The organism is Phocoenobacter uteri, assembly GCF_900454895.1.
In the GTDB taxonomy this organism is placed as follows: Bacteria; Pseudomonadota; Gammaproteobacteria; order Enterobacterales; family Pasteurellaceae; genus Phocoenobacter; species Phocoenobacter uteri.
In genome coordinates, this window is sequence record NZ_UGTA01000001.1 from 427,918 (window position 1) to 454,557 (window position 26,640).

Sequence of the window (26,640 nt, forward strand, 5' to 3'; positions counted from 1 at the left end):
TTCAAGTTCATTTTTTTAAAAATTTTATAAGAAATACAGAATTCACAAATTTAAGAGCTAAGGAAAACAATGTCTTTTAAAAAATCTTTTATAGCATTATTTATTATAAATGCAATTTCTAGTAACGCTATTGCGAGTGGGGTTCGTGCCGATATTCCTTATCAATATTATCGAGATCTTGCCGAAAATAAAGGGGCGTTTACCGTCGGCGCAAGAAATGTGAAGGTTTATGATAATAAGCAAAATTTAGTTGGAGTAATGTTTGATAAAGCCCCAATGGCAGATTTTTCAACTATTTACACGCATTATGGTGTGGCGACATTGGTTGATCCACAATTTATTACCAGTGTGGCACATAATATTGGTTATGCAGAGGTTGAATTTGGTTCGAATAATTATCATTTAGATAATCCTAAATTTGAATATTTAATGAGTAATCGTTTTGATGATCCTGAATATTTGGAAAAACACGGAGCTGGCGAAATTGATTATCATAATCCTAAATTACATCGTTTAGTAACAGAATCAGCACCTGTTCCGATGCTTGATACTATTGGCGCTTCTTTAAATGATAAAGAACGTTTTCCATTGATTTTGCGTGCGGGTTCAGGTTTACAAAGTCGTTTTAATATTACCAAAACAGCAGAAGGCAAATATATTTATATGCCAAAAGAGGTGTTAGCAGAGTTTGGTAGAAGAAAGGGACTTGCTGATGAAAAAGAGAAAGAGCTTAAAGCAAAATCAAAAGAAATTGAAGCTGTAACAAATGAAGAACAAAAAAAAGTATTACAAGCACAGCAAAAAGCATTTGAAACAGAATTTAAAGCATTAAAAGAAAACTATAAAGAAATAGAAGATCAATACAAAATTCCTGTAAGCGGACCTTATCAATTTTTAACAGGTGGGGCATTACAAGATTTACGAGATAATCAAACTCTGAGAGATGGTAAAGCCGCTTTTGTAAGTGGTGGTGGTCCTAAATCTGTGTATGAAAATAGTAAAGGGCAAGGTGGGCCATTAGTTTCTTATATTCAAGGGGGCGATAGTGGATCTGGTGTGCAGATTTATGACGCAACAAGAAAAAAATGGTTTATTGTTGGTTTAGGTGATGCGGTCGTCAATCCGGGTGCATTAGAGCCAACATTTACAATTATTAACACCCAAGTTCGCCCTAATCAATTTAAAGAGAACAAAAACTCTTATGCTCATACCGAAGTGAACAATCCAACGGCTGGGCAAACCCTTAATTTCTCGCCAAGTACTGATAGTGCAAATAAACCTGTTGCAACTATTAAAGGTGGCTCGGTCAGTGAAACCGTTGCTTTGCTTGATCCAAGTCTGAAAAAGAAAAAAGATGGCGTGCATTGGGCGTATAAAGAATACGATACTGGGCGTGCTTTAGATATCAGTGGTCAAAATGGCACATTAATGCTAACGGATAATATTGATCAAGGTGCAGGTGGACTTTATTTTCATACTGATTTTACGGTTGATGCACAGCGTACAGGCAAAACGCCAAAAATGACTCGTTATCCTGATTTACCAATATTTAGGGAATATCACGAACTAACAGAACGCAAGGAAAAATTCCGTTGGTCTGGTGCAGGTGTTGTTGTTGATGAAGGTAAAAGAGTAATTTGGAAACTTGCAGCAAGTAAAGCAGGCGATCGTCTTTCAAAATTAGGTAAAGGTACACTTGTTTTAACTCCTGAGATTCCATACAAAATAAAACCAGTAGATTTAGGTTCTATCAGTGTCGGCGAAGGGATTGTAGAACTTGATTTACCTAAATTTCAACACGAAAATAAAGATTTCAATGATTTTATCGCATCTAGAAACAAGCCAGCTAATTTACAAGTAGAAATTGTAAGTGGTCGTCCAACCGTTAAAGTTATTCACGGTTCAGCACTTAACCCACAAAAAATTATTTTCGGACATCGTGGTGGAACACTTGATCTAAACGGTAATGATACAACTTTTGAACGAGTTCGCCATATTGATTCAGGTGCAACAATCACAAGTAAAGATAAAGATGCAACCCTAACTTTTAAAGGCTTAAAACGCAAAGAGCTTGAAGGCGATGGCGTATTAAAACTGTTGCACCATAAAGAAAAAAGCCGTTGGAATGAATTAGGTAAAGATGGTTATTTTTATGATTACACCATTCAACAAGAGCAACATTATAATTCGCAAGGGGTATGGGACACACAAACAGGACGACAATTCCGCTATTGGTATTACGATCCATCAACGCCTTATTTTAAAGATAAAATAGGATACTGGCCTGATGATGATGCTTATTCTTGGCAAGTGCTAGGTACAGCAGACTTACTTCCTAAATTAAAACCAGGTAACGGTAGTGCTAGTTATTATTGGGGAAGTTTAAGCGAAGCTCAACAAAAGATTTTCACAAAAATGAAAAAGTTTACCGATGTGCGTGATAGCTTAACCTACTACGCTGGATTCTTGGGAAATCGTAAAGGTGGACGTTCACCATTAGCAGTTAAATATGCGCCGGAACTTGATGATCGTCTATTATTGACGGGCGGTGCAAATGCGAAAAGTTTAACCGTTGAAAAAGGTTCTGTGATTGTACAAGGCGCACCGGTTACTCACGCAAACGACTATTTAACTAAATTAGAAGTGGTGTACGATAATGATTACCGTAACCCAACCTTTGATTTTGAAAATATAGTGGTCAAAAATGGTGCAAATCTTACACTAAGTCGTAACTTAACTGCAGTGAAAGGAGATATCCATCTTGAAGAAGGTGCAAAAGCAACGCTAGGCTACTCTCGTGGCGATAAAACTTATATCGCAAGCCGTGCAAGAGGCGGTTGGCGTGAAAACAGTGAAACTTTCACTGAAAAAGGTTTTGCAGCTATGCCACAAACCCAAATTCGTGGCAGATTACAAATGGATAATGCTGATGTAACTTTTGGTAGCAAAGCAGATTATGAAGGTGTAATGAATGGAACTGGTCGTGTTGAGCTGAATCGTGGTTCACAAGTTTTACTTGCAAGCGATTCAAATTTCACAGGAAAATTCACAGCACATAATGAAGTACTGAATTTAGATAAAAGTACAGGAAAATGGGAAAGTGATGCAACCATTTCACACTTATTTATTGATAAGCGAACCGTTACTGACAAAGCAAGTAAATTAACGGTACAAAACGGAGCGAATTTAACCATTAACGAAGCATCAAATACAGGTGATTTTGAACTTGCTGGCGATCTTCAATTTGCAGGTGATAAACAAATTTTTGATGTACAGAACTTTATTGGTAAAGGTGGACGTATACATTACCGCACTAATACAGCTGATAGTACAACAGATCGTGTTAACGTTGCTAAAAATGCGACTGGTACGGCAACATTTGTGGTTGATAATTCAGGAAAAGAGCCAACAGCAACAACTTTAACTTTAATGGATGTGAAAGGTGAAAACTCATTAAATGCGACACTTCATAATGATTTTGTTGATCTAGGTGCGTATCGCTATACTTTGGAGAATAAAGCTAAAAATGGAAAAATATTCTCTTTAGAACGACTTGATGTGGAAGAAAAACGTAAAGCAGAGGCTGAAAAAGCGAGAGTTGAAGCTGAGAAAGTTGCTCAAGCTAAACGTGAAGCAGAGGCTGAAAAAGCGAGAGTTGAAGCTGAGAAAGTTGCTCAAGCTAAACGTGAAGCAGAGGCTGAAAAAGCGAGAGTTAAAGCTGAGAAAGTCGCTCAAGCAAAACGTGAAGCAGAGGCTGAAAAAGCAAGAATTGAAGCTGAGAAAATCGCTCAAGAAAAACGTGAAGCAGAGGTTGAAAAAGCAAGACTTGAAGCTGAGAAAGTAGCCGAAGCAAAACGTAAAGCGGAAGCTGAACAAGCGAGAGTTGAAGCTGAGAAAGTTGCTCAAGCGAAACGTGAGGTGGAAGCTGAAAAAGCGAGAGTTGAGGCTGAGAAAATTGCTCAAGCTAAACGCGAAGCGGAAGCTGAAAAAGCGAGAGTTGAGGCTGAGAAAGTTGCTCAAGCTAAACGTGAAGCAGAGGCTGAAAAAGCGAGAGTTGAGGCTGAGAAAATTGCTCAAGCAAAACGTGAAGCAGAGGCTGAACAAGCGAGAGTTGAAGCTGAGAAAGTAGCTCAAGCGAAACGTGAAGTAGATGCTGAAAAAGCAAGACTTGAAGCTGAGAAAGTCGCTCAAGCTAAACGTGAAGCAGAGGCTGAAAAAGCGAGAGTTAAAGCTGAGAAAGTAGCTCAAGCAAAACGTGAAGCAGAGGCTGAAAAAGCGAGAGTTAAAGCTGAGAAAGTAGCTCAAGCAAAACGTGAAGCAGAGGCTGAAAAAGCGAGAGTTAAAGCTGAGAAAGTAGCTCAAGCAAAACGTGAAGCAGAGGTTGAAAAAGCAAGACTTGAAGCTGAGAAAGTAGCCGAAGCAAAACGTAAAGCGGAAGCTGAACAAGCGAGAGTTGAAGCTGAGAAAGTTGCTCAAGCGAAACGTGAGGCGGAAGCTGAAAAAGCGAGAGTTGAGGCTGAGAAAATTGCTCAAGCTAAACGCGAAGCGGAAGCTGAAAAAGCGAGAGTTGAGGCTGAGAAAGTTGCTCAAGCTAAACGTGAAGCGGAAGCTGAACAAGCGAGAGTTGAGGCTGAGAAAGTAGCCCAAGCAAAACGTGAAGCGGAAGCTGAAAAAGCAAGAGTTGAGGCTGAGAAAATTGCTCAAGCAAAACGTGAAGCAGAGGCTGAACAAGCGAGAGTTGAAGCTGAGAAAGTAGCTCAAGCGAAACGTGAAGTAGATGCTGAAAAAGCAAGACTTGAAGCTGAGAAAGTCGCTCAAGCAAAACGTGAAGCAGAGGCTGAAAAAGCGAGAGTTGAAGCTGAGAAAGTAGCTCAAGCGAAACGTGAAGCGGAAGTAGAAAAAGCAAGAGTTGAAGCTGAGAAAGTTGCTCAAGCAAAACGTGAAGCGGAAGCAGAAAAAGCAAGAGTTGAAGCTGAGAAAATCGCTCAAGAAAAACGTGAAGCAGAAGCAAAAAAATCAAGAGTTGAATCTGAGAATGTTAAGCAAGCTGATATTATTAGCCGTTATTCCAACACGGGAATTTCTGAGATCTCAGCACAAGTAAATCAATTACTTCAAGTTGATAGTAGCTTGGATATGATGTACTTAAATTCACAAACTAAAGATGTGAATGTTTGGGTTAAACATGATTACCAAAAAACGGATAATTCATCGGATTATTATAGACAATATCAACAAGATTTGAATTTGACTCAAATTGGCGTTGAGAAGTTAGTTAACAGTGTGAGTCTTGGGGCTGTGATATCACAGGGTACGGCAAATAGTCAGTATGATGATGGATTTAGTGGAAAATTAAAATCATCAGTGGTATCGCTTTTTGTTAGAAAATGGCTTGATAATGGTGCATCAATCAATACAGATGTGAATTATAGCTATAACAAGCATCAAATTACGGCTGAGGGTCAAACACAAGTGAAACGTCATATTGGCTCTGTTGGGGTAATGTTGGCGAAGCAGTGGAATATAGCAAATGCAGTGTTAAAAACAGGTGTTGGTACACGTTATCATTATCTACCAGATACAAGTTATCAGTTAAATGGTGCAACAATTCATACAGAATCTGTGAACCTATTTACCTATCAACTAGCGGTCGAATTTGGTCAGAAATTTGCAAAAAATGGTTATACATTTGAACCAACGATGAGCTTGCATTATGTTAATGCGAGTCGTAAGGATATGCTGGTATATGTAAATAGTCATCAATTAAAGCAGAATTTTGGTCAAGCAACCCGAGTGGGTTTAGGAATGGCAATTTCTAATCAACATTGGTCAGTAAAAGCGGAAATGGGGCAGATGTTTGGTGATCAAATTAAACATAAGCCTTTTGGTAGCGTGACATTAAACTATAATTGGTAAAATTAAGAGTAGAGAAAAACGAGCTTGATATGAAAATATTGGCTCGTTTTTTTATTACTATTTGATTAGGGTTTTATTTGGTTCACCCGCAATTTCTCGTGCCAGTTTTGGTACAAGATAACCCGATGTAATTCGCTGAAGTTCTTGATAGATTTCAAGAGCTTTTTTATCATCAATATAAAAATGGCTTGCCCCTTCCACTTTATCTAATAGATGTAAATAATAAGGCAGAATTTGAGCGGAGAATAATTTATCGCTTAATGTTTTCAGTGTTTTCGCATTGTCATTTATCCCTTTGAGTAACACTGATTGATTAAGCAAAGTGACATTTGCATTGCGTAGTAATTGCATTTTTTGCGTAAATATATCATCAATTTCATTCGCGTGGTTAATGTGTGTCACCAGCACAATATTTAATGAGGATTGTGCAAGGCGTTGACATAAGGTTTCTGTAATTCGATTTGGAATGACGACGGGCACACGGCTATGAATACGTAGTGTTTTAATATGAGGCATTTTTTCTAGCTGTGTGATAATCCAATCCATTTCACTGTCTTTTGCCATTAGCGGATCGCCACCCGATAAAATAATTTCTTCAAGTTCTGGGTGCTGTTGAATATAAGCTAAACTTTGTTGCCATACAACTTTACCACTTTTTACTTCATTATAAGGAAAATGACGGCGGAAGCAGTAGCGGCAGTTAATGGCACAGCTATTTTTGATCATAAAGAGCAATCGATTATGATATTTATGCAAAATATTTGGTGCAGGTGAATGTTGTTCTTCAAGAGGATCTGTGGAAAATCCTACCATTTTTGTAAATTCTTCAAAAGAAGTGACCGCTTGTAAAAAAAGCGGATCATTTTTATTGCCTTTCTGCATTTTTTGCACAAAAGGACGTGGCACTCGTAATGAAAATAACTTACGAGCGAGGAGATCTTGTTCAAATTCTTTGGGATCGAGTTCTAGATAATTTAATAATTCAACAGGATCATTAAATACTTGTGATAAATCTTGTAACCACAGTGGTTTTTCTTCGCAAATTTTTATATTTTGAGGTATCATATAGCTCTTATTTTTAGCTTTAATTCTAAAAGCGTAAAGTTTATACTAGCCTATCAAACTAAGATAGTATTTTTGTAATAAATTTTTTATACACATAATTTTGAGGACAAAATGGCAACTTATAGCACAACTGATTTTAAACCAGGTCTTAAATTTATCCAAGACGGCGAACCTTGTACCATCGTTGAAAATGAATTCGTTAAACCAGGAAAAGGTCAGGCATTTACTCGTACTAAAATCCGTAAACTGATTTCTGGTAAAGTATTAGAAATTAACTTTAAATCTGGTTCAACTGTTGAAGCTGCAGATGTAATGGATACTAACTACACTTATTCATATAAAGATGAAGATTTCTGGTATTTTATGCACCCAGAAACATTTGATATGATTGCGGCAGATGAAAAAGCCGTTGCAGATAATGAAAAATGGTTAGTGGATCAAGCGGATTGTGTGATCACATTATGGAATGGTTCTCCAATCGTGGTAACACCACCAAACTTCGTAGAATTAGAAGTGGTAGAAACAGATCCAGGCTTAAAAGGGGATACAGCAGGAACAGGTGGTAAACCAGCAACATTAAGCACTGGTGCTGTGGTTCGCGTTCCACTGTTTATCCAAATTGGGGAAGTGATTAAAGTAGATACCCGTTCAGGCGAATACGTATCTCGTGTGAAATAATTTTTTAGGTTGAGTATGAAAATGCTCAACCTTCTTTTTATGCTTAAAAATAAAATGAATATTTTTCCTTAATAAAAGGATTTTGTATGCAGAAGTCTCTTCCTTTCCGTGCCATTGTTTCAGACCTAGACGGTACACTTCTTAATGCTCATCACAAAGTGGGCGATTTTACGATTGAAATTCTTCAAAAATTAGCCCAGCAAGGCGTTGATATTTTTCTTGCGACAGGGCGGAATTATCCTGATGTTAAACATATTGTAAGCCGAATAAATCTTGCTGATGCAATGTTGATTACCTCAAACGGAGCGAGAACCAATAAATTATCAGGGGAAATGTTATCTAATCATTATTTACCTGAAAATATTGCGTTTGAGTTGATGAATGTTGATTTTGACGAAGACAGAATCTGTTTAAACAGCTATCAAGGTGATGATTGGTTTATCAATAAAGATATTCCAGCGTTTAAAGATTTTTATGTTGAATCTGGCTATGGTTATCAAGTTATCGATTTCTCTTGTCATCATGGAAGACAAACAGAAAAAGTATGTTATGTTGCCAAAGAAGCTGATGATTTAAATGTACTTGAACAGGCTATTTTTCAAAAATATGGCACATTAGTACAGGTAGCACGTTCATTACCTTACTGTTTAGAAGTTAATAATCAAGGCGTGTGTAAAGCAGCAGCTCTTGAGAAATTAGTGAAATTGAAAGACTATACAATGGCTGATTGTATCGCATTTGGTGATGGATTTAATGATGTTGAAATGCTTGAAAGTGTGGGGAAAGGTTGTGTGATGGGGAATGCAGATCCCAAATTAAAAGCACAATTATTCGCAAATGAAGTGATCGGTTTTAATAAGGATGAAGCTGTGGCACACTATTTAAAAGCATTGTTTGAGCTTTAATAAATAGAAGGCGTTATTGTAAAAACGCCTTTTTCATTATGTTGTTACTCATTAAATAGTCATAGAAAAAATTCGGGCTTCTGAAGCTTGGCGTATTAAGCGGAAATCGAATGCCATACAGATATTGCGAACAAACATTCTGCCTTTCTCATTAACGATAAGATTGCTTCCCTCAAAATGAATTAAGCCATCTTTTACCATTTCTTTTAAACGATCTTTTATATCCTGTTGCTCTTTTGAGGATAATCCGACACTTAAATCAGTATGAAAATGACACATTAGATTTAAAATATGTTGGCGGATCATTACATCTTCTTCGGTGAGGAGATGACCTCGCATTATCGGTAGTTTTCCTTCTTCCACTCTGTATTGGTAGGCTTTGAGCGTTTTTTCATTTTGTGCAAAGGCATACCAAGCATCACTAATGGAAGACATACCCAGCCCGATCATTAAATCTGTTTTTCCTGCAGTATAGCCCATAAAATTACGGTGTAATTTTTTATTTTCCATCGCTTTATAGAGGGAGTCTGTGGGTAGTGCAAAGTGATCCATACCAATTTCAACATAACCATTTTCAAAAAGGAGTGCTTTTCCTAATTCATAAAAATGGCGTTTTTCCACGTCTTTTGGCAAATCATCTTCATTAAAGCCACGTTGCATTACCCCTTTAACCCAAGGGACGTGAGCATAGCTGTAATAGGCGATACGATCAGGTTTTAAGCGTAACGTTTTTTCAATGGTATCGCGAATGCTTGATTCTGTTTGAAAAGGTAAACCAAAAATAAGATCGTGACTAATTGATTGATAGCCCACCTCTCTTGAAATTTGATGCACTTTTTCAACTTGTTCGAAGGTTTGAATTCGTTTAATCGCTTCTTGCACCTTAGGATCGTAATCTTGGATACCAAAGCTATTTCGTCTTGCCCCAAGTTGGTAAAGCGTGGCAATTTGCTCACCGCTAGTGTGATTTGGGTGTGCTTCATAGCTCAATTCAAAATCATTACATTTTTCAGCACGTTTAAAAATACCGTTAATTAACAAGGAGATATTTTCACTAGCAAAAAAGGTCGGTGTTCCACCCCCTAGATGAATTTCTTTAATACGTGGTTTCTGAGAAAATAAATTGCAATATAAATCCCATTCTTTCAATAAAGTTTCAATGTAGGGCAACTCGACATCGTGGCTTTTGCTAATGCGTTTATGGCAAGCACAAAAGGTGCAAAGGCTTTCACAAAAAGGTAAGTGAATGTAAATACTAATACCTTCTTGCTGATTTGATTGCTCAAAGGCGTGTTGTACACTTTTTTCCCAGTCGGTTAACTCAATGCCTTCTTTATTCCAAAAAGGCACCGTAGGATAACTGGTGTAGCGTGGACCGGGAATATTATATTTTTGAATGAGATTTTTATTCATATTATTAAGATCGATAATTTTTAACGGAATCAACAAATGCTTTCACATTTTCAAGTGGAATATTAGGTAAAATACCGTGTCCTAGATTGACGATATAGTTATCTTTACCAAACTCGTTGATCATTTGATGCACCATTTTTTGAATGTCTTGTGGTGGAGAAAGTAAACGGGCAGGATCAAAATTGCCTTGTAAAGTTTTTTTATAAGCGGTCATTTCTCGTGCCATTTTTGCAGGAATTGTCCAGTCAACGCCAAGTGCTTTTGCATCAGACTGTGCCATTGTTTCTAACGCAAAATAGCAGCCTTTTGCAAAGGCGATCACTGGCACATCATCTTTTAACGCCTTGATAATTTGATCGATATATTGCCAAGAAAAAATTTGGTAATCCACAGGGGAGAGCATTCCGCCCCACGAGTCAAAGATTTGTACGACATCAACACCTGCTCGTACTTTTGCTTTTAAGTAAGCAATGGTGGTGTCAGTAATTTTTTGTAAAAGCTGATGGGCTAATTCAGGTTGAGTAAAACAAAACTCTTTTGCTTTATCAAACGTTTTTGAGCCTTGTCCTTGCACGCAATAGCATAAGATTGTCCAAGGCGAGCCTGCAAAACCAATCAGTGGAATTTCATCATTGAGTAATTCTTTGGTTGCTTTTACCGCATCGAAGACATATTTAAGTGATTCTTCTACATCAGGAATTTCAACACGCTCAAGATCCTGTTTATTTTGAATGGGTTTATCCAGCCAAGGACCAATACCTGCTCTCATTTCAAAAGGCATATTCATTGCTTGTGGAATCACCAAAATATCTGAAAATAAAATAGCCGCATCCATTCCAAAACGACGAATCGGTTGTACGGTGAGTTCTGCCACAATTTCAGGGGTACGACAACGTGTAAAGAAATCATATTTTTGTTTAATTTCTTGGAATTCTGGTAAATAACGCCCAGCTTGTCGCATCATCCATACTGGTGGTCTTGTTACTTCTTTACCTTCTAAAGCATCCAAAAAAAGTCTGTTTTTTATCATAAAATATCCTATTAAAAATGTGCTTTTGCAACTTGTTCCATTGCATAATCAATTGCTAATTTAGTTTGTTCTAAATCTTCATCCGTCATGACGGCACTTAAGAACCACGATTCAAATTGTGATGGCGGTAAGAAAATGCCTTTTTCCATCATTGCCCAGAAGAAGGTGCTAAATTGTTCCGTATTTGCTTTGCTTGCCGATGTAAAATCAACGACTTTTTCTGCTGTGAAAAATGGTGTCAGCATTGAACCAAAACGGTTTACTTGTACTGAAACGCCATATTTTTCTGCGGATTCATAGAAGGCTTTTTCTAAAAATGCCCCGTGTTTTTCAAATTGAGGATAAGGATTAGATTGCTGTAATGTCTGCAATGTTGCAATGCCACACGCCATAGAAATAGGGTTTCCAGATAAGGTACCAGCTTGATACATATTGCCTAATGGAGCAACTTTTTGCATAATTTCATCTCTTGCACCATAGGCACCAACAGGGAAACCGCCCCCAATGATTTTCCCAAAAGTGGTGATATCGGCTTTTAATCCGATTAAATCTTGAGCCCCACCAAATTTGGAACGAAAGCCTGTCATTACTTCATCGACAATAATTAAAATCTGATTGCCTTTGGCAACTTGCTGTAATGCTTGAATAAATTGTGGTGATGGTAAAACGCAGCCCATATTGCCCGCGATAGGCTCAATAATCAGTGCTGCAATTTGACCTTTATTATTTTCAATCACCGTTTTAACGCTTTCAATATTATTATATTCAGCGATAAGCGTGTGTTTGACTGCATCTTGAGGAACACCATCACTGCTTGGCATATTGAACGTTGCTAGTCCAGAACCTGCCGCGACTAATAAGGTATCGGCGTGTCCGTGATAGCATCCTGAAAATTTAATAATTTTATCTTTTCCTGTGTAAGCACGAGCTAAGCGAATGGCACTAAATACGGCTTCCGTTCCCGAATTCACAAAACGGACTTTATCAATTGTTTCAAAGGTCTCGCATACGATTTGAGCAAGTTGCACTTCTTTTTCATTTGTTGCACCGAAAGCATAGCCATCCTGTAGGGCAGATGTCACTTGTTTTGTAACAGTTTCATTGTTATGTCCTAAAATCATAGGTCCATAGGCTTGAACAAAATCGACATAAGCGTTGCCATCGACATCAAAAATTTTACTGCCATTGCCTTTTTCAATAAAAATTGGCGTACCGCCTACAGATTTGAATGCACGTACGGGTGAATTGACACCACCGACTAAATATTGTTGTGCTTTATCAAAAAGTGTTTTTGATTGCTGAGTTTTCATATAATTCCTTAAAAATTCTTGTCTATTTGTAAAAGTTGAGCCGCTTCTTTGGCAAAATAAGTGATGATAATATCAGCACCGGCACGTTTCATTGAAAGTAGGCTTTCCATCATTACGCGATCACCGTCTATCCAACCTTGTAGTGCTGCTGCCTTTATCATTGCATATTCGCCACTGACGTTATAGCAAGCAAGAGGAAGTTCAAAATTATTTTTAACATCGCGAATGATATCTAAATAGCTTAAAGCGGGTTTCACCATTAAAATATCGGCTTGTTCTGCATAATCAAAGGTTGCTTCACGAAGTGCTTCCACGCGATTTGCTGGATCCATTTGATATGAACGGCGATCACCAAAAGAAGGGGCAGAATCCGCTGCATCACGGAATGGTCCGTAATAAGCAGAGGCATATTTTACTGCGTAAGACATAATCGGTAGATCCGTAAATCCGGCATTATCAAGGGCTGAGCGAATGGTCGCAATCATTCCATCCATCATTCCCGATGGGGCAACCATATCCGCCCCAGCTTGTGCGTGAGAAACGACTTGTTTGGCAATATTTTCTAATGTTGCATCATTATCTACATCAACAACTCCATTATGTTCACATAATGGACCGCAATGACCGTGATCCGTATATTCACAAAAACAGACATCGGTAATGACATAAAGCTTAGGGTAGTGGGTTTTAATAAAACGAATGGCTTGTTGCATAATGCCATCATCTTGCCACGATGAAGAACCTTCGCTGTCTTTATGCTGTGGAATACCAAAAAGCATCACCGCCGGGATCTTGAGAGCGGTGACTTCATCTAATTCTTTACTTAAACGATCTAACGACCAGCGTTTAATGCCAGGCATTGAAGGAATGTCTTTTTCAATCTTTTCCCCTTCTTCAATAAAAATAGGATAGACAAAATCATCAACAGATAATTTTGTTTCACGCACTAAACGGCGAATATTCTCGTTTTTACGCAGTCTTCGAGTTCGGTTAATATTCATAAAATTACTCTTATTTTCTTAAATTTGTTTTGTAAAATGGTTATTTAATTGATGGATAACACTATCAATGGTGGCATTATCTGAAATAATCACGTCTTTAAAATATTTTTGTGCAACACAAGCGGTGCTTTTTCCAATACAAAATGCAAGTGCTTGAGATTTATTTTGTGTTTGGATAAAACTTTCAACCGCAGAGGGGCTAAAAAATAATACCGCATTAAATGCTTTATCAATAGTATGCTTTTCAAAAGAAGTATGATAAATCTCAATTTCGTTAATGTTAAGATTTTCAGCTGTTAATCTTTTTCTTAGAATATCTAAGTGTAAATTGCTACAAAAATAAGTGAGATCATCCACATTATGCTCAATTAAATAATCAGCAAGTTTATCGGAATTCTCAGCCCAAAATGCAACTTTTCCTAATTTTTGTTCAGTATATAATGCCGTATTTTGTCCGACACAATAAATTTTTTCACAGCGTAACGTTATATTGTTAAGATTAGAAAGCAGAGCATCAACGGCATTTTTACTGGTGATAATAATATTTTTTAATGGTTTTTCAAAAATAACCGACGCAATTTTACAAGGTGTTGTTTTAATGAAGTTTTTATCATCCAGCTCAATATGATCAGCAAATAATTCACGTTGTGATGTCGTTAATTTTTTTGTGGATAAGACATTTATTTTCTCCATTGGCTGTTTTGAGCGAAGTAATTTTTTACCCCCTTGAGCAATGATATAACTCGCACAGGCTTGAGCTAAGTGCTGATAATCATTAGCTTCACAGGTTTCGGAGACTTCAATTTTTTGTTGTCCATCTTCTGACAACAATATACCTTTAAAATGTATTTTTTGATGTTGTTCATCAAATGTAGCAAATGCACCGATGGGTGCGGTACAACCGCCTTCTAAAATATGTAAAAAATCCCGCTCTATTTTGGCACATAAAGCCGTTTGAGGGTGGTTTATTTTTGCACAAGCCTGTAAAGAAAAATCATCCTTTTCGTTGGCGGTGATCATAATGATACCTTGTGCCGGTGCGGGGATCATCCAATCTAAATCAAGAGAATGAGTAGGACGAAGCCCTACACGCTCTAAACCTGCCGCCGCAAAAATTGCCCCATTCCAATCATTCTCTGCCAATTTTTTAAGGCGAGTTTGTACATTACCGCGTAAATCGACAATTTGATGCTGCGGATAACGATTTAGCCATTGTGCTTTACGGCGTAAACTACTTGTGGCTAAAATGGCGGATTGCTGTGTTAAGAAATCCTCGTTTTCTTTAAACACTAAAATATCTTGATGGCTAGCACGTTTCAAAACCGCAGCTTGCACAATAGTTTTAGGTAAAACCGTTGGCACATCTTTCATTGAATGTACCGCGATGTCAATGTCACCATTTAGCATTGCTACATCTAAATGACGTGTAAAAATGCCAGTAATTCCAAATTCATAAAGTGGTTTATCTAAGATGACATCCCCTTTGGCTTTTAAAGGTACGATCACTGTTTGATAGCCAAGTTGTTCTAACTGATTTTGGACTTGGCGAGCTTGCCATAATGCTAATTCACTGTCTCTTGTTCCAATTCTAATTTTTTTCATCGTTATGTTTCATTTTTATTATTTGCAAAAAATGGATCATTTTTGACCGCTTGCTCGTTTTTTAAATATTGCACAAGTTGTGCCATCATCTTCTGAATCATTCTATCACTTAAAATATCCGCATATTCACGATTAAAATCATCGTATTTTTGTGAAAGGAAATGGATCTCCTTTTCTTTAATCTCTAATAACGATTGCTTAAAATTATTGATTGTTGGTGATAGTTGACGTTCATAAAGCCATCTGGAAAATTCATTTTGATATTTCTGAATCGTTTCTTCCACAAATGGAATACTTTGTTTACGATTCTCTAAATTCTCATCCGTCACTTTTGAAAGCATATCCACATTGATCAGCTCAATATTAGGATAATGTTTTAATTCTGGGGCGACATTTTCTGGAATAGATAAATCTAAAATCACTAATTTCTTATCAAAATCAATGTGTTCAGCTCGAATAGTCGGCAAATCTGAACCTGTTGCGACAATCAAAATATCACTATTCTGAATGGTTGAAATCAATGTCTTTTCATCACTAATTGCAAGGGCAGGAAATTGTTTTTGAAACTCTTCTGCTTTATGTAACGAGCGGTTAATTAAACAAACATCGTATTGCTCTTGGAGTAAATATTGACAGGTTTTTTTTCCCATTTCTCCTAAGCCATAAATGACCATTTTTTTATGCGAACAATCAGGAATATTTTTTTGTAAGTATTGAATGGCGGCAAAAGCAACAGAGGTTGTTCCCGTACTAAAGTAAGTAGAAGATTTAATTTCTTTGCTTGCTTGGAGAACCGTGCTGAATAAACGATCTAAATACGTATTGATAAGATCGTAGTCTTTGGCTTGATTGAACGCAGTTTTTAATTGCCCAATAATCTCGTGATCGCCCAAAATTTGGCTATTAAGCCCAACGGCAGTTTGAAATAAATGTAAATGTGCTTCTTCACCTTTATAAATACTCGCGACTTTTGAGAAAGTTTCAACATCGCCTTTACAATACTTCACTAATAATGAAATCAATTCATAAGGGTTATGTGCAAATCCCATAATCTCGGTACGATTACAGGTTGAAAGAACAAAAAGGGCTTCAATGCCTCTCTTTTTGGCTTCTTTTAATAAGGCAATCTGATTTTCTTTTGAAATGCTAAAAAGCCCCCTTGTATAGGTATCCGCTTTTTTATAATTTATGCCCACATTGTAAAGTTGTAATAACTTCATATGATTAAATGATTTTAGTTGAAAATATACGAAAGTGATAAGCTACCAACAAAGGATAGGTAAATCAAATAATTTTTATAAGAAAAGAGATATCTTTGATATAATTCAAGAATTCTTGAATAACAAGAAGAAGTATATTTAAGCTTGTTATAAAATTTACAACATCTAGTTTTCAGAATGCTTCGCAAGAGAGATAAAAAAGCAAGGATTTTTAATCTATAAGAGCACATCTCTGAAATAGAAAGGAAGAGGATACAACAATGGAATTAGCAAATAAAACAATCCTTATAACAGGTGCAAGCACTGGTGTTGGCGAAAAAATCGCATTACGTTTAGCAAAAGAAAATTGCTCTCTTGCATTGATTGCGAGAAATGTTGAACGATTAGAAAAGGTGGTTGAAAAAGCAAAAATATTGGGAGCAAAAGAGGTTCGTTCTTATTGTTGCGATATTGCAAATACCCCGCTCTTATCTGAAACCATTGATAAAATTGTGACTGATTTTGGTGGAATTGACGTGTTAATCAATAATGCGGGCGTATGGCAAAAGTTAATGCAACTTGATGAAATGTCTGCAGAAATGATAGATGATGTATTGAATGTAAATTTATCCGCATTGATCCATACCACACGTTTAACACTACCTTATTTACGTCAAAGAGAAAAATCTGCGATTATCAATATTGTTTCTAAATCAGGTGTATTAGCTCAAGCAGGACAATCCGTTTATACCGCGAGTAAATACGGCGCGAGAGGGTTTACTGAGGTTTTAAAAGCAGATCTAAAAGGAACAAATGTTAAAGTAACAGGTCTTTATCAAAGTGGCACAAATACCGCATTTTTTGCAAAAGCAAATGAGCCTTTTGATACAAATAATTTTACAGAACCGGAAGATTTAGCTGATGTAGTGGCTTATATATTAAAACAGCCAGAGAAAATTTGGTTACACGATGTGCGGATTGATAGATAAAACATAATAAATGAACTGGGCTAGTTTAAAATACCCAAAAATGATATTCTAAACAAGAAATTAGAAAAATTATAGTTTATAAAAGAATAAAAAAGTAAGGACAAAAATGACGGAATCAAATTCACAGTTAAATACCCAAATTAGCCAAATCATCGCATCAGAATTAACGGTGCAACCAAAGCAGATCTTATCTGCAATGAATTTATTAGATGAGGGAAATACCATTCCTTTTATTGCTCGTTATCGTAAAGAAGTCACTGGCGGACTTGATGATACACAACTTCGCCACTTTGAAACACGTTTGATTTATTTACGAGAATTGAACGATCGCCGTCAAACCATTTTGAAATCTATTGAGGAACAAGGAAAGCTAAGCGGTGATTTAAAAGAGAAAATTTGCAAAACTCAGAGCAAAACAGAATTAGAAGATCTTTACTTACCTTATAAACCAAAACGCCGTACTCGTGGGCAAATCGCAATTGAAAATGGACTAGAGCCATTAGCTACAACACTTTGGGAAGAACCAAATCAAACACCTGAAACCCTCGCAGAAAGCTATTTGAATGAAGAAGTCAAAGATGTTAAATCAGCATTAGATGGTGCGAGATATATCTTAATGGAACGCTTTGCTGAAGATGCTCAACTTCTTGCTAAATTACGTCATTATCTTACCCAAAATGCGACTCTTGAAGCAAAAGTGATTGAAGGAAAAGAGGAAGAAGGGGCGAAGTTTAGAGATTATTTTAATTATTCTGAACAGTTTAAAAAAATCCCTTCTCATCGTGCGTTAGCTATTTTGCGTGGACGAAATGAAGGGATTTTAAATATCTCTTTAAATGCCGATCCTGAACAAGATGAAGCAATCCGTACTAGTCATTGTGAAGAAATTATTCGTGAGCATTTAGGCGTGCAGTTTAATGGTTTAGCGTCGGATACTTGGCGTAAACAAGTGATTGCGTGGACGTGGAAAATTAAGACTTCGTTGCATTTAGAAACAGAATTGATGACGACTTTACGCGAAAAAGCTGAAGAAGAAGCGATTGATGTGTTTGCTCGAAATCTTACCGCTTTATTGATGGCAGCACCTGCGGGGGCGAGAAATACGATGGGGCTTGATCCAGGTTTACGAACAGGGGTAAAAGTTGCCGTAGTGGATAACACAGGTAAATTATTGGCAACGGATACCATTTATCCGCATACCGGTCAGGCGGATAAAGCCGCTCATAGCATTTATACCTTAGGTAAAAAATATAATGTAGATTTGATTGCGATTGGTAATGGTACGGCATCGCGTGAAACAGAACGCTTTGTGGCAGAAACCCATAAAAAATATAGCGATTGGAAGGCTCAAACTGTTGTTGTCAGCGAAGCAGGAGCATCGGTTTATTCTGCCTCTGAATTTGCAGCACAAGAATTTCCAGAATTAGATGTTTCATTGCGTGGAGCAGTGTCCATTGCTCGCCGTTTACAAGATCCATTGGCGGAATTAGTGAAAATTGAACCAAAAGCAATCGGTGTGGGGCAGTATCAACACGACGTAAACCAAACTCAGCTAGCACGTAAATTAAATGCGGTGGTGGAAGATTGTGTGAATGCGGTGGGGGTAGATATTAATACCGCCTCTGCACCACTTTTAACCTGTGTGGCGGGAATGAATAAAACCCTTGCGCAAAATATCGTGGCATATCGTGATGAAAATGGACGTTTTACCGCGCGTAGCCAGCTTAAAAAAGTGGCGCGTTTAGGGCCAAAATCCTTTGAGCAATGTGCTGGATTTATGCGAATTTTAGATGGAAAGAACCCGCTTGATCGTTCAAGCGTTCACCCAGAGGCGTATCCAGTGGTTGAAAAAATCTTACAAGCAACTGAATTAAGTCTAAGTGATTTAATGGGCAACAGCACACGTATTCATCAGCTTGATGCCTCACAATTTGTGGACGAGAAATTCGGTTTACCAACGGTAAATGATATTTTTAAAGAGCTTGAAAAACCGGGACGTGATCCACGAGGCGAATTCAAAACTGCGACCTTTATGGAGGGCGTGGAAGAGATCAAAGATCTTGTTGAAGGAATGATTTTAGAAGGTACGGTTACTAACGTAACAAACTTCGGTGCATTTGTTGATATTGGTGTTCATCAAGACGGTTTAGTGCATATTTCAATGTTGGCTAACTCTTTTGTGGATGATCCACACAAAGTGGTGAAGACAGGCGATATTGTTAAAGTCAAAGTATTAGATGTTGATATTGTACGTAAACGTATTGCGTTAACAATGCGATTAGATGAAAAATCAGCCCCTAAAAAAGATCAAAATAGAAATGAACAAGCGGTCAGAAATAATGCAAAATTTGCAAAAAATTCACAAAAAACAACCGCTACAAATTCAGCAATGGCGGATGCTTTTGCGAAGTTAAAGAGAAGATAGATGGTATTAGAAAATAAATTTGGTATCACGGATGCTTTAGAATTAGCAAAAGCTGAGGAAAAGCAGACTAAGTTAAAAGCGTTAACACTTTTTGAACAAAAAATATTAGATAATTTTGAGGTGGGCACCTTTAAAGGTTTATCTCAAATTCATTATCATTTATTTAGTGATATTTATGATTTTGCAGGAAAAATGCGAGAGGTAAATATTGCAAAGGGCAATTTTCGTTTTGCACCTGTGATGTATCTCGAACCTGCTTTAAGAAGTATTGATAAAATGCCACAAAGTAATTTCAATGAAATTATTGAAAAATATGTTGAGATGAATGTGGCACACCCTTTTAGAGAGAGGAATGGGCGTAGTACAAGAATTTGGCTTGACGCAATTTTAAAGAAAGAATTAAAGCAAGTGATCGATTGGAGTAAGGTAAATAAAGTAGATTATTTACTGGCGATGGCGCGTAGTCCAGTGAAAGATTTGGAAATAAAATTTCTACTTCAAAATGCATTAACAGATAGAATTGATGATCGTGAAGTCTATATGAAAGGGATTGATGCAAGTTATCACTATGAAGGTTATAGTGTTTTTAAAACGCAGGATCTAAGTAACAATTAGAATTTTTTTAAACGATATTTTTAAACTACAGTAATTAAATCAGGAGAACCAAAAATGAGAAACAAACTCGCAGTTTCATTATTATTTAGTGCTTTAACAGCTGGATTTATCGGTGTAGCTAATGCTGCTGATAAAAATATAGAAGTTGACTTAACTGTATTACATACTAACGATCATCACGGACATTTCTGGAAGAATAAACACGGTGAGTATGGTATGGCAGCACGTAAAACCTTGATTGATAGCATCAGAAAAGAAGTAGCAGAAAAAGGCGGTTATAGCTTGTTGCTTTCTGGTGGTGATATCAATACAGGGGTGCCTGAGTCTGATATGCAAAATGCTGAACCTGATTTTAAAGGAATGACTAAGTTGGGTTATGATGCAATGGCATTAGGTAACCACGAATTTGATAATCCTTTAAGTGTGTTAAAACAACAACAAGAATGGGCTAACTTTCCTTTCCTAGCGGCAAATATCTATGATAAGAAAACGGGTGAGCGTTTGTTCAAACCATATCAAATCTTTACCAAAGGTGGCGTGAAAATTGCGGTGATTGGCTTAACCACCGAAGATACGATGAAAATTGGTAATCCTGAATATATTTCTGGTTTAGAATTCCGTAATCCTGTTGAAGTGGTGAAAGCATTAGTGCCTGAAATCAAGAAAACAGAAAAACCAGATTTGATTTTTGCGGTAACCCATATGGGACATTACCAAAATGCAGATTATGGCGTGAATGCACCGGGTGATGTGACTTTAGCTCGCTCATTACCTGAGGGTTATTTGGATATGATTATTGGTGGACACTCACAAAATCCTGTGTGTATGGAACCAAATTTAGAAAATTATGATCCTGAATTTAAACCGGGTAAAGATTGCCGTCCTGATAGACAAAATGGTACTTGGATCGTGCAAGCTCACGAGTGGGGTAAATATGTTGGACGTGCTGATTTCAGTTTCAAAGATGGCAAATTAACCTTAGGCGAATATAAATTGATTCCTGTTAATTTGAAGAAAAAAGTAAAAATTGATGGTAAAAAAGTACGTCAATTAGTCGCTGATGAAATCAAAGAAGATCAAGAAATGTTAGATTTCTTGACCCCTTATCAACAAGTGGGTGAGAAAGCATTGAGTGTGAAAGTGGGGTCAAGTGATGGTAAGTTAATGGGTGATCGTGATGTAGTTCGTTTTAAACAAACGAATTTAGGTCGCTTAATGGCAACTGCTCAAAAAGAAAAAGTAAACGCTGATTTTGGTATTATGAATTCAGGCGGTGTGCGCGATTCTATCGAAGGTGGCGACATCACTTATAAAGATGTGTTAAAAGTGCAACCATTTGCAAACACAGTTGTAAAAGCAACAATGAACGGTGTTGAGCTTAAAAAATACCTTGATGTTGTTGCAACAAAATCAGTCGATTCTGGTGCTTATCCACAATTTGCCAATATTTCTATGACTGTGAAAAAAGATGGTGTACATAATGTGGTGATCAATGGCAAAGCATTAGAAAATGATAAAACATACACATTCTCTATTCCTAGCTTTAATGCTGTGGGGGGCGACGGTTATCCAAAATTAACGAACTTTATTGATACAGGTTTTGTGGATGCTGAAGTATTAAAAAGCTACATTCAAAATCATTCTCCATTAAAAGTGGCAGATTATGAACCTAAAAATGAAGTGATTTTTGAAAATCAATAATCATTGATAATTTATTATAAAGGCTAGGTTTTATCTAAAGCATAGCCTTTTTATTTAATATTAAATCGGTTTATTGAAAAAAATTGCAAAATTTTGGCAAAATATGACCGCTTTATTATGATTAAAAGGAAAAAATATGACTTATATAACTAAGCAGCAAGTATTAGATTCTGCATTATATCGCTGTGCAATTCGTGATTATGATCCCGCTAAAAAAATCAGCGAAGAAGATTTTAATGTGATTCTTGAATTAGCACGTCTATCACCAAGTTCTGTGGGGTCAGAGCCGTGGAAATTTTTGGTGGTACAGAATCCAGAGCTTCGTGAAAAATTAAAACCAGTAAGCTGGGGAATGAAATCTCAGCTTGATAATGCCAGCCATCTCGTCTTTTTATTAGCTCATAAAAATATGCGTTGGGATACGGACTTTTTCCGCAATAAACTACAAAGCTATGGTTTAAGCGGGGAACGATTAGAAAGCAAATTAGAGCATTATCGAAATTTTCAACAAAATGATATTGAGATTTTAGAAAGCGAACGCACACTTTTTGATTGGGCAAGTAAACAAACCTATATTGCATTAGGCAATATGATGAACGGTGCAGCGATGCTTGGGATTGATTCTTGTCCGATTGAGGGGATGAATTATAAAGGTGTCACAGATATTCTTGTGGAAGCCGGATTATTTGATCCGACAGAGTATGGTGTATCTGTTGCTGTTACTTTTGGTTATCGTAGTGAAAAACCATTACCAGCTAAAAGCCGTAAGAAAATGGAAGACTTGATGATTTGGGCAGAATAAATTTTTATGATATTAGTTCAATATTTAAATCATACAAAATGTAAGTATTGAACTAATTTTGTCTGCTAATTCATTCATTTTTAACAAAATTTTATAAAAATAAAAAAAAATGCTTTACTGTTTAAATAAACAGTATTACTATATATCCATACAGTGTCTGTTGTGTGGGTTTTTTATGCTTAATCATTTAACTATTAACAATTTTGCTATCGTTAAACAACTTGATCTTTCTTTGAGTGAAGGAATGACCGTCATTACTGGAGAAACAGGGGCGGGTAAGTCTATTGGAATTGATGCTTTAGGGCTTTGCTTAGGCTATCGCTCTGATATTTCAATGATTCGTGATAAAAGTAACAAAGCGGATATTTCTGCTAGTTTTTCAATGCAATCAAACAGTCCTGCGTTTTTATGGCTTCAAGAGCATGAGTTATTGGATGAAGATAATCCAAATGAATGTATTCTACGCAGAATGATTAACAGTGAGGGGCGTTCAAAAGCCTTTGTTAATAACCACCCTATTCCTATTTCTCAATTACGAGAATTAGGGCAATATTTAATTCACTTAAATGGGCAGCACGCCCCACAATTATTATTAAAAAATGAGTATCAGTTAGAAATTATTGATAATTACGCAAATATTCATTCACAGCTCAATCAAATGGCAATGAAGTATGCTGAATGGAGAAAATTGCGTAATGCCTTGAAATCTTATAAACAACTTTGCCAAGAAAATGAAGCTCGTAAGCAATTATTACAATATCAGGTTGATGAACTGGATGAGTTTGCATTAAGAGAAGGTGAGTTTGAAGAGTTAGAAGAAAATTATAATCGTCTTGCGAATGCGGAACAGTTAATTGAGCTTTCTCAAAAATCATTAGATTTATTGAGTGAGAATATGGAGATCAATATTGATTCAATGTTGTATCAAGCAATTCGCTATTTAGATGAACTTTGTGAAGTGGATGAAAGTTATAAATCAGCTCAAGAAATGTTAAATGAAGCGTTGATTCAGGTTCAAGAAGCGAGTGCTGATATTCAATCTATTTCTAATAATATTGAGCAAGATCCAGAATTACTTCACGAATTAGATTCACGAATGAGTAAAGCGATGAGCCTTGCACGAAAACATAATGTTGCGGTGAAAGAATTGTGGAAATATCATCTTCAATTACAGCAAGAACTTCAAGAACTTATGGATTTTGAGGAGAGTGAAGAAGAGCTAATCGTAAATGAGAAAAAGGCGTATCAACAATGTTTAGCATTGTCTGAGGAAATTTATCAACAACGTCTTACTGCATCACAAAAATTAGCTGAATTAGTCACAAAACAAATTAAAACACTCGCAATGGAAAATGGTGAATTTTTTATTGATATTCAGCACAATATTGAAAAAATTGGCGTAAATGGTGCGGATAATGTTGTCTTTAATTTACGTAGTAATTTAGGGCAACAACCACAGCCTCTTGCCAAAATCGCTTCAGGTGGGGAACTTTCTCGAATAGCGTTGGCGGTACAAGTGCTAACAGCAAATAAACTTTCTACACCAACTATTATTTTTGATGAAGTTGATGTTGGAATTAGTGGTGCTACAGCAACAGCGGTGGGGCATTTATTGCGAGAATTATCAAAAAAATGTCAAGTATTGTGTGTGACCCATTTACCACAAGTGGCAAGTTATGGGCATCATCATTTTAATGTTGAAAAATTAGTCGCAGATAATGAAACAAAAACGAAAATGACTTATTTAAAACCTGAAGAACGAGTTCAAGCATTAGCTCGTTTGCTAGGGGGAAATAAAATTTCTGATGTTGTATTGGCGAATGCAAAAGAAATGTTGGATTTAGCACAAGAGAGTTAAGAATTGAGTTTGTTAGAAAACGATTTAAAAGCAGTATTTCATCAATGTTCTCACAATCCTTCATTTTATTTTTTATGAGAATTTGGTGTCACAATTGTCTGTAAAATAATGACACCTAAAGTTACAGGCTTACTGTTTCAAAACAAGCGGTTATTTTTTATTGAAAATTTACAAATTGTAAAAGTCATTAAAAATATAACCGCTTATTCTTTTATCTTCCGCTCTATAAAAATGTGATCTATGTCATATTTTCTGCTATGATTGATTTACTCCATTTTGACACTGAATTAAAATAAGTAACACTTCAAAAATGCCTTATTTAGTAAAAAAACAATTATAAAATTAAGGAAGAAATATGAAAAAGCAAGGTAATATCTTAGAAACAGTTAGTTCTCTATACAGTAGTTTAACTAAGACTGAAAAACGTATCGCAGAAATCCTATTACATACCCCAGAGCAATTAAATCAATGCTCTTTATCTGAGATTTCAAACGAAATTTCGGTTGGTGAGGCAACGTTTATTCGTTTTTGTAGAACTTTAGGTTTTAAAGGGTTTACAGATTTTAAATTAGCACTTGCGGTTGAATTAGCCACTAAGCAGAATAAAGATGAACCTATTTTTGAAGAAAATGTAAATGTTGGTGACTCTTATTTTGATATTGCGAAAAAATTACAATTAAGTATCAATCGAGTAGCCGAAGAAACGATCAGCTTACTTGATTTTGATGAGCTTGAAAAAGTTGTTAATGTATTGAGAAAAGCAAACCGCATTTTCTTATTTGGTGTAGGTACATCAGGATTGAGTGCGGAAGAAGCCAAAACTAAATTTATGCGAATTGGTTTATCCGTTGATGCGATTACTAATAACCATTTTATGTATATGCAAGCGGCACTGATGAATAAAAGAGATGTTGTGATTGGTATTAGTCATTCAGGATTCTCCCAAGAAATTATTCAAGCATTAGCGATTGCAAAAGAAAATAAGGCGACAACTATTGCTCTTACACATAATTTACGTTCTCCAATTACGCGAATTGCTGACTTTGTTTTAATCAATGGTAATAAACAAGGTAAATTTCAAGGCGATTCACTACGAACTAAAATTGCACAGCTTTTTGTTCTAGATCTTATTTATATGTTGATGGTTAAAGAAGACGAAGAAAAAGCAACAATAAGTAAACAAAAAACGCTTGATGCTATTTTAGAACAACGTTCTAATTTAAACTTGAAGAAAAAAGGAAAATTTTTATGAGACTTATTCCCTTAAATACAGCTGAAGATGTGAGCTTATGGTCTGCACAATATATTGTTGATAGAATTAACCAATTCCAACCAACGGCAGAAAAACCGTTTGTTCTAGGGTTGCCAACAGGTGGTACACCATTAAAAACCTATCAAAAATTGATAGAATTCTATCAAGCAGGAAAGGTGAGCTTTAAACATGTGGTCACTTTTAATATGGATGAGTATGTGGGATTACCAAAAGATCATCCGCAAAGTTATCATTATTTTATGTTTGAAAACTTTTTTAATCACGTTGATATTCAACCCGAAAATGTGAATATTTTAGATGGAATGGCGAAAGATGTTAATGAAGAATGCAAACGCTATGAAGAAAAAATTCGTTCTTATGGCAAAATTCATCTTTTTATGGGGGGCGTAGGAAATGATGGACACATCGCTTTTAATGAGCCAGCCTCATCGCTTTCATCTCGTACTCGCATTAAAACATTAACAGAAGATACGCTGATGGCAAACTCTCGTTTCTTTAATGATGATGTTAATCAAGTACCTAAATTTGCATTAACAATTGGCGTTGGAACATTACTTGATGCAGAAGAGGTGCTATTACTTGTCACGGGTTATAATAAAGCACTTGCCTTACAGGCTTGTGTAGAAGGGGCAATAAACCATCTTTGGACAGTAAGTAGCTTACAAATGCATAAAAATGCTGTGATTGTTTGTGATGAACCTGCGACACAAGAGTTGAAAGTTAAGACGGTTAAATATTTTAAACAGTTAGAAGAAAACGTTGCTCGTTAGTTTTTTTACATATTAGATAATACCCTCAAAGTGAGAAATAACTTTGAGGGTTTATTATTTCTGATGGATTAAATGTTAAAAAGCTTTA

At 36.3% G+C, this 26,640-nt stretch carries 18 protein-coding genes; 11 read left to right on the forward strand and 7 right to left on the reverse strand.

The window, feature by feature from the left end:
• The first annotated feature begins 69 nt into the window (after positions 1 to 69).
• Positions 70 to 5,916, forward strand: a complete 5,847-nt coding sequence (locus DYE60_RS01910) for a S6 family peptidase (RefSeq protein WP_115314953.1) — start codon at positions 70 to 72, stop codon at positions 5,914 to 5,916.
• Between the two features lie 57 nt (positions 5,917 to 5,973).
• Here DYE60_RS01910 and epmB read toward each other — a convergent pair whose 3' ends face one another.
• Positions 5,974 to 6,981, reverse strand: a complete 1,008-nt coding sequence (epmB, locus tag DYE60_RS01915) for an EF-P beta-lysylation protein EpmB (protein WP_115314954.1) — start codon at positions 6,979 to 6,981, stop codon at positions 5,974 to 5,976.
• Between the two features lie 111 nt (positions 6,982 to 7,092).
• Between epmB and efp the strand changes: the two genes are divergently transcribed.
• Positions 7,093 to 7,659 carry an elongation factor P gene (efp, locus tag DYE60_RS01920; RefSeq protein WP_115314955.1) on the forward strand — a complete coding sequence of 189 codons (567 nt, stop codon included), beginning with the start codon at positions 7,093 to 7,095 and terminating at the stop codon, positions 7,657 to 7,659.
• An 86-nt stretch (positions 7,660 to 7,745) separates the two neighbouring features.
• The gene (locus DYE60_RS01925; RefSeq protein ID WP_115314956.1) at positions 7,746 to 8,564 is read left to right on the forward strand and encodes a Cof-type HAD-IIB family hydrolase; all 819 of its coding nucleotides are present in this window, start codon (positions 7,746 to 7,748) and stop codon (positions 8,562 to 8,564) included.
• A gap of 51 nt (positions 8,565 to 8,615) precedes the next feature.
• Here the strand turns inward: DYE60_RS01925 and hemN are convergent, their stop codons facing one another.
• Genes hemN through hemA form a run of 6 tightly spaced genes read right to left on the reverse strand, consistent with a single transcriptional unit; the run spans position 8,616 to position 16,140 of the window.
• Complete coding sequence (gene hemN / locus DYE60_RS01930) at positions 8,616 to 9,977, reverse strand: oxygen-independent coproporphyrinogen III oxidase (protein WP_115316407.1); 1,362 nt, start codon at positions 9,975 to 9,977, stop codon at positions 8,616 to 8,618.
• A gap of 4 nt (positions 9,978 to 9,981) precedes the next feature.
• Positions 9,982 to 11,007, reverse strand: coding sequence for a uroporphyrinogen decarboxylase (hemE, locus tag DYE60_RS01935; protein ID WP_115314957.1), 1,026 nt, complete (start codon positions 11,005 to 11,007; stop codon positions 9,982 to 9,984).
• An 11-nt stretch (positions 11,008 to 11,018) separates the two neighbouring features.
• Positions 11,019 to 12,317 carry a glutamate-1-semialdehyde 2,1-aminomutase gene (gene hemL, locus DYE60_RS01940; protein WP_115314958.1) on the reverse strand — a complete coding sequence of 433 codons (1,299 nt, stop codon included), beginning with the start codon at positions 12,315 to 12,317 and terminating at the stop codon, positions 11,019 to 11,021.
• 8 nt (positions 12,318 to 12,325) lie between these two features.
• Positions 12,326 to 13,318, reverse strand: a complete 993-nt coding sequence (hemB, locus tag DYE60_RS01945; RefSeq protein WP_172460347.1) for a porphobilinogen synthase — start codon at positions 13,316 to 13,318, stop codon at positions 12,326 to 12,328.
• A gap of 18 nt (positions 13,319 to 13,336) precedes the next feature.
• Positions 13,337 to 14,920: a hydroxymethylbilane synthase gene (hemC, locus tag DYE60_RS01950; RefSeq protein WP_115314959.1), complete on the reverse strand. Its 1,584-nt coding sequence runs from the start codon at positions 14,918 to 14,920 to the stop codon at positions 13,337 to 13,339.
• 2 nt (positions 14,921 to 14,922) lie between these two features.
• Positions 14,923 to 16,140: a glutamyl-tRNA reductase gene (gene hemA / locus DYE60_RS01955; RefSeq protein ID WP_115314960.1), complete on the reverse strand. Its 1,218-nt coding sequence runs from the start codon at positions 16,138 to 16,140 to the stop codon at positions 14,923 to 14,925.
• Between the two features lie 260 nt (positions 16,141 to 16,400).
• Between hemA and DYE60_RS01960 the strand changes: the two genes are divergently transcribed.
• From DYE60_RS01960 to nagB, 8 genes are all read left to right on the forward strand, one after another.
• Positions 16,401 to 17,108: an SDR family oxidoreductase gene (locus tag DYE60_RS01960; RefSeq protein WP_115314961.1), complete on the forward strand. Its 708-nt coding sequence runs from the start codon at positions 16,401 to 16,403 to the stop codon at positions 17,106 to 17,108.
• 106 nt (positions 17,109 to 17,214) lie between these two features.
• Positions 17,215 to 19,533, forward strand: coding sequence for a Tex family protein (locus DYE60_RS01965; protein ID WP_115314962.1), 2,319 nt, complete (start codon positions 17,215 to 17,217; stop codon positions 19,531 to 19,533).
• Positions 19,534 to 20,148, forward strand: a complete 615-nt coding sequence (gene fic / locus DYE60_RS01970; protein ID WP_115314963.1) for a protein adenylyltransferase Fic — start codon at positions 19,534 to 19,536, stop codon at positions 20,146 to 20,148. It abuts the gene before it with no gap.
• 54 nt (positions 20,149 to 20,202) lie between these two features.
• Complete coding sequence (gene ushA, locus DYE60_RS01975) at positions 20,203 to 21,849, forward strand: bifunctional UDP-sugar hydrolase/5'-nucleotidase UshA (RefSeq protein WP_115314964.1); 1,647 nt, start codon at positions 20,203 to 20,205, stop codon at positions 21,847 to 21,849.
• 136 nt (positions 21,850 to 21,985) lie between these two features.
• Positions 21,986 to 22,651: an NAD(P)H-dependent oxidoreductase gene (locus tag DYE60_RS01980; protein WP_115314965.1), complete on the forward strand. Its 666-nt coding sequence runs from the start codon at positions 21,986 to 21,988 to the stop codon at positions 22,649 to 22,651.
• A gap of 175 nt (positions 22,652 to 22,826) precedes the next feature.
• Positions 22,827 to 24,509, forward strand: coding sequence for a DNA repair protein RecN (gene recN, locus DYE60_RS01985; protein WP_115314966.1), 1,683 nt, complete (start codon positions 22,827 to 22,829; stop codon positions 24,507 to 24,509).
• A gap of 355 nt (positions 24,510 to 24,864) precedes the next feature.
• Entirely contained in the window at positions 24,865 to 25,761 is an 897-nt protein-coding gene (locus tag DYE60_RS01990; RefSeq protein WP_115314967.1) for a MurR/RpiR family transcriptional regulator, read from the forward strand.
• A complete protein-coding gene (gene nagB / locus DYE60_RS01995) occupies positions 25,758 to 26,552 on the forward strand; it encodes a glucosamine-6-phosphate deaminase (RefSeq protein WP_115314968.1) in 795 nt (264 codons plus the stop codon). The genes DYE60_RS01990 and nagB overlap by 4 nt, the downstream gene beginning before the upstream one ends.
• The last annotated feature ends 88 nt before the right edge of the window (positions 26,553 to 26,640 follow it).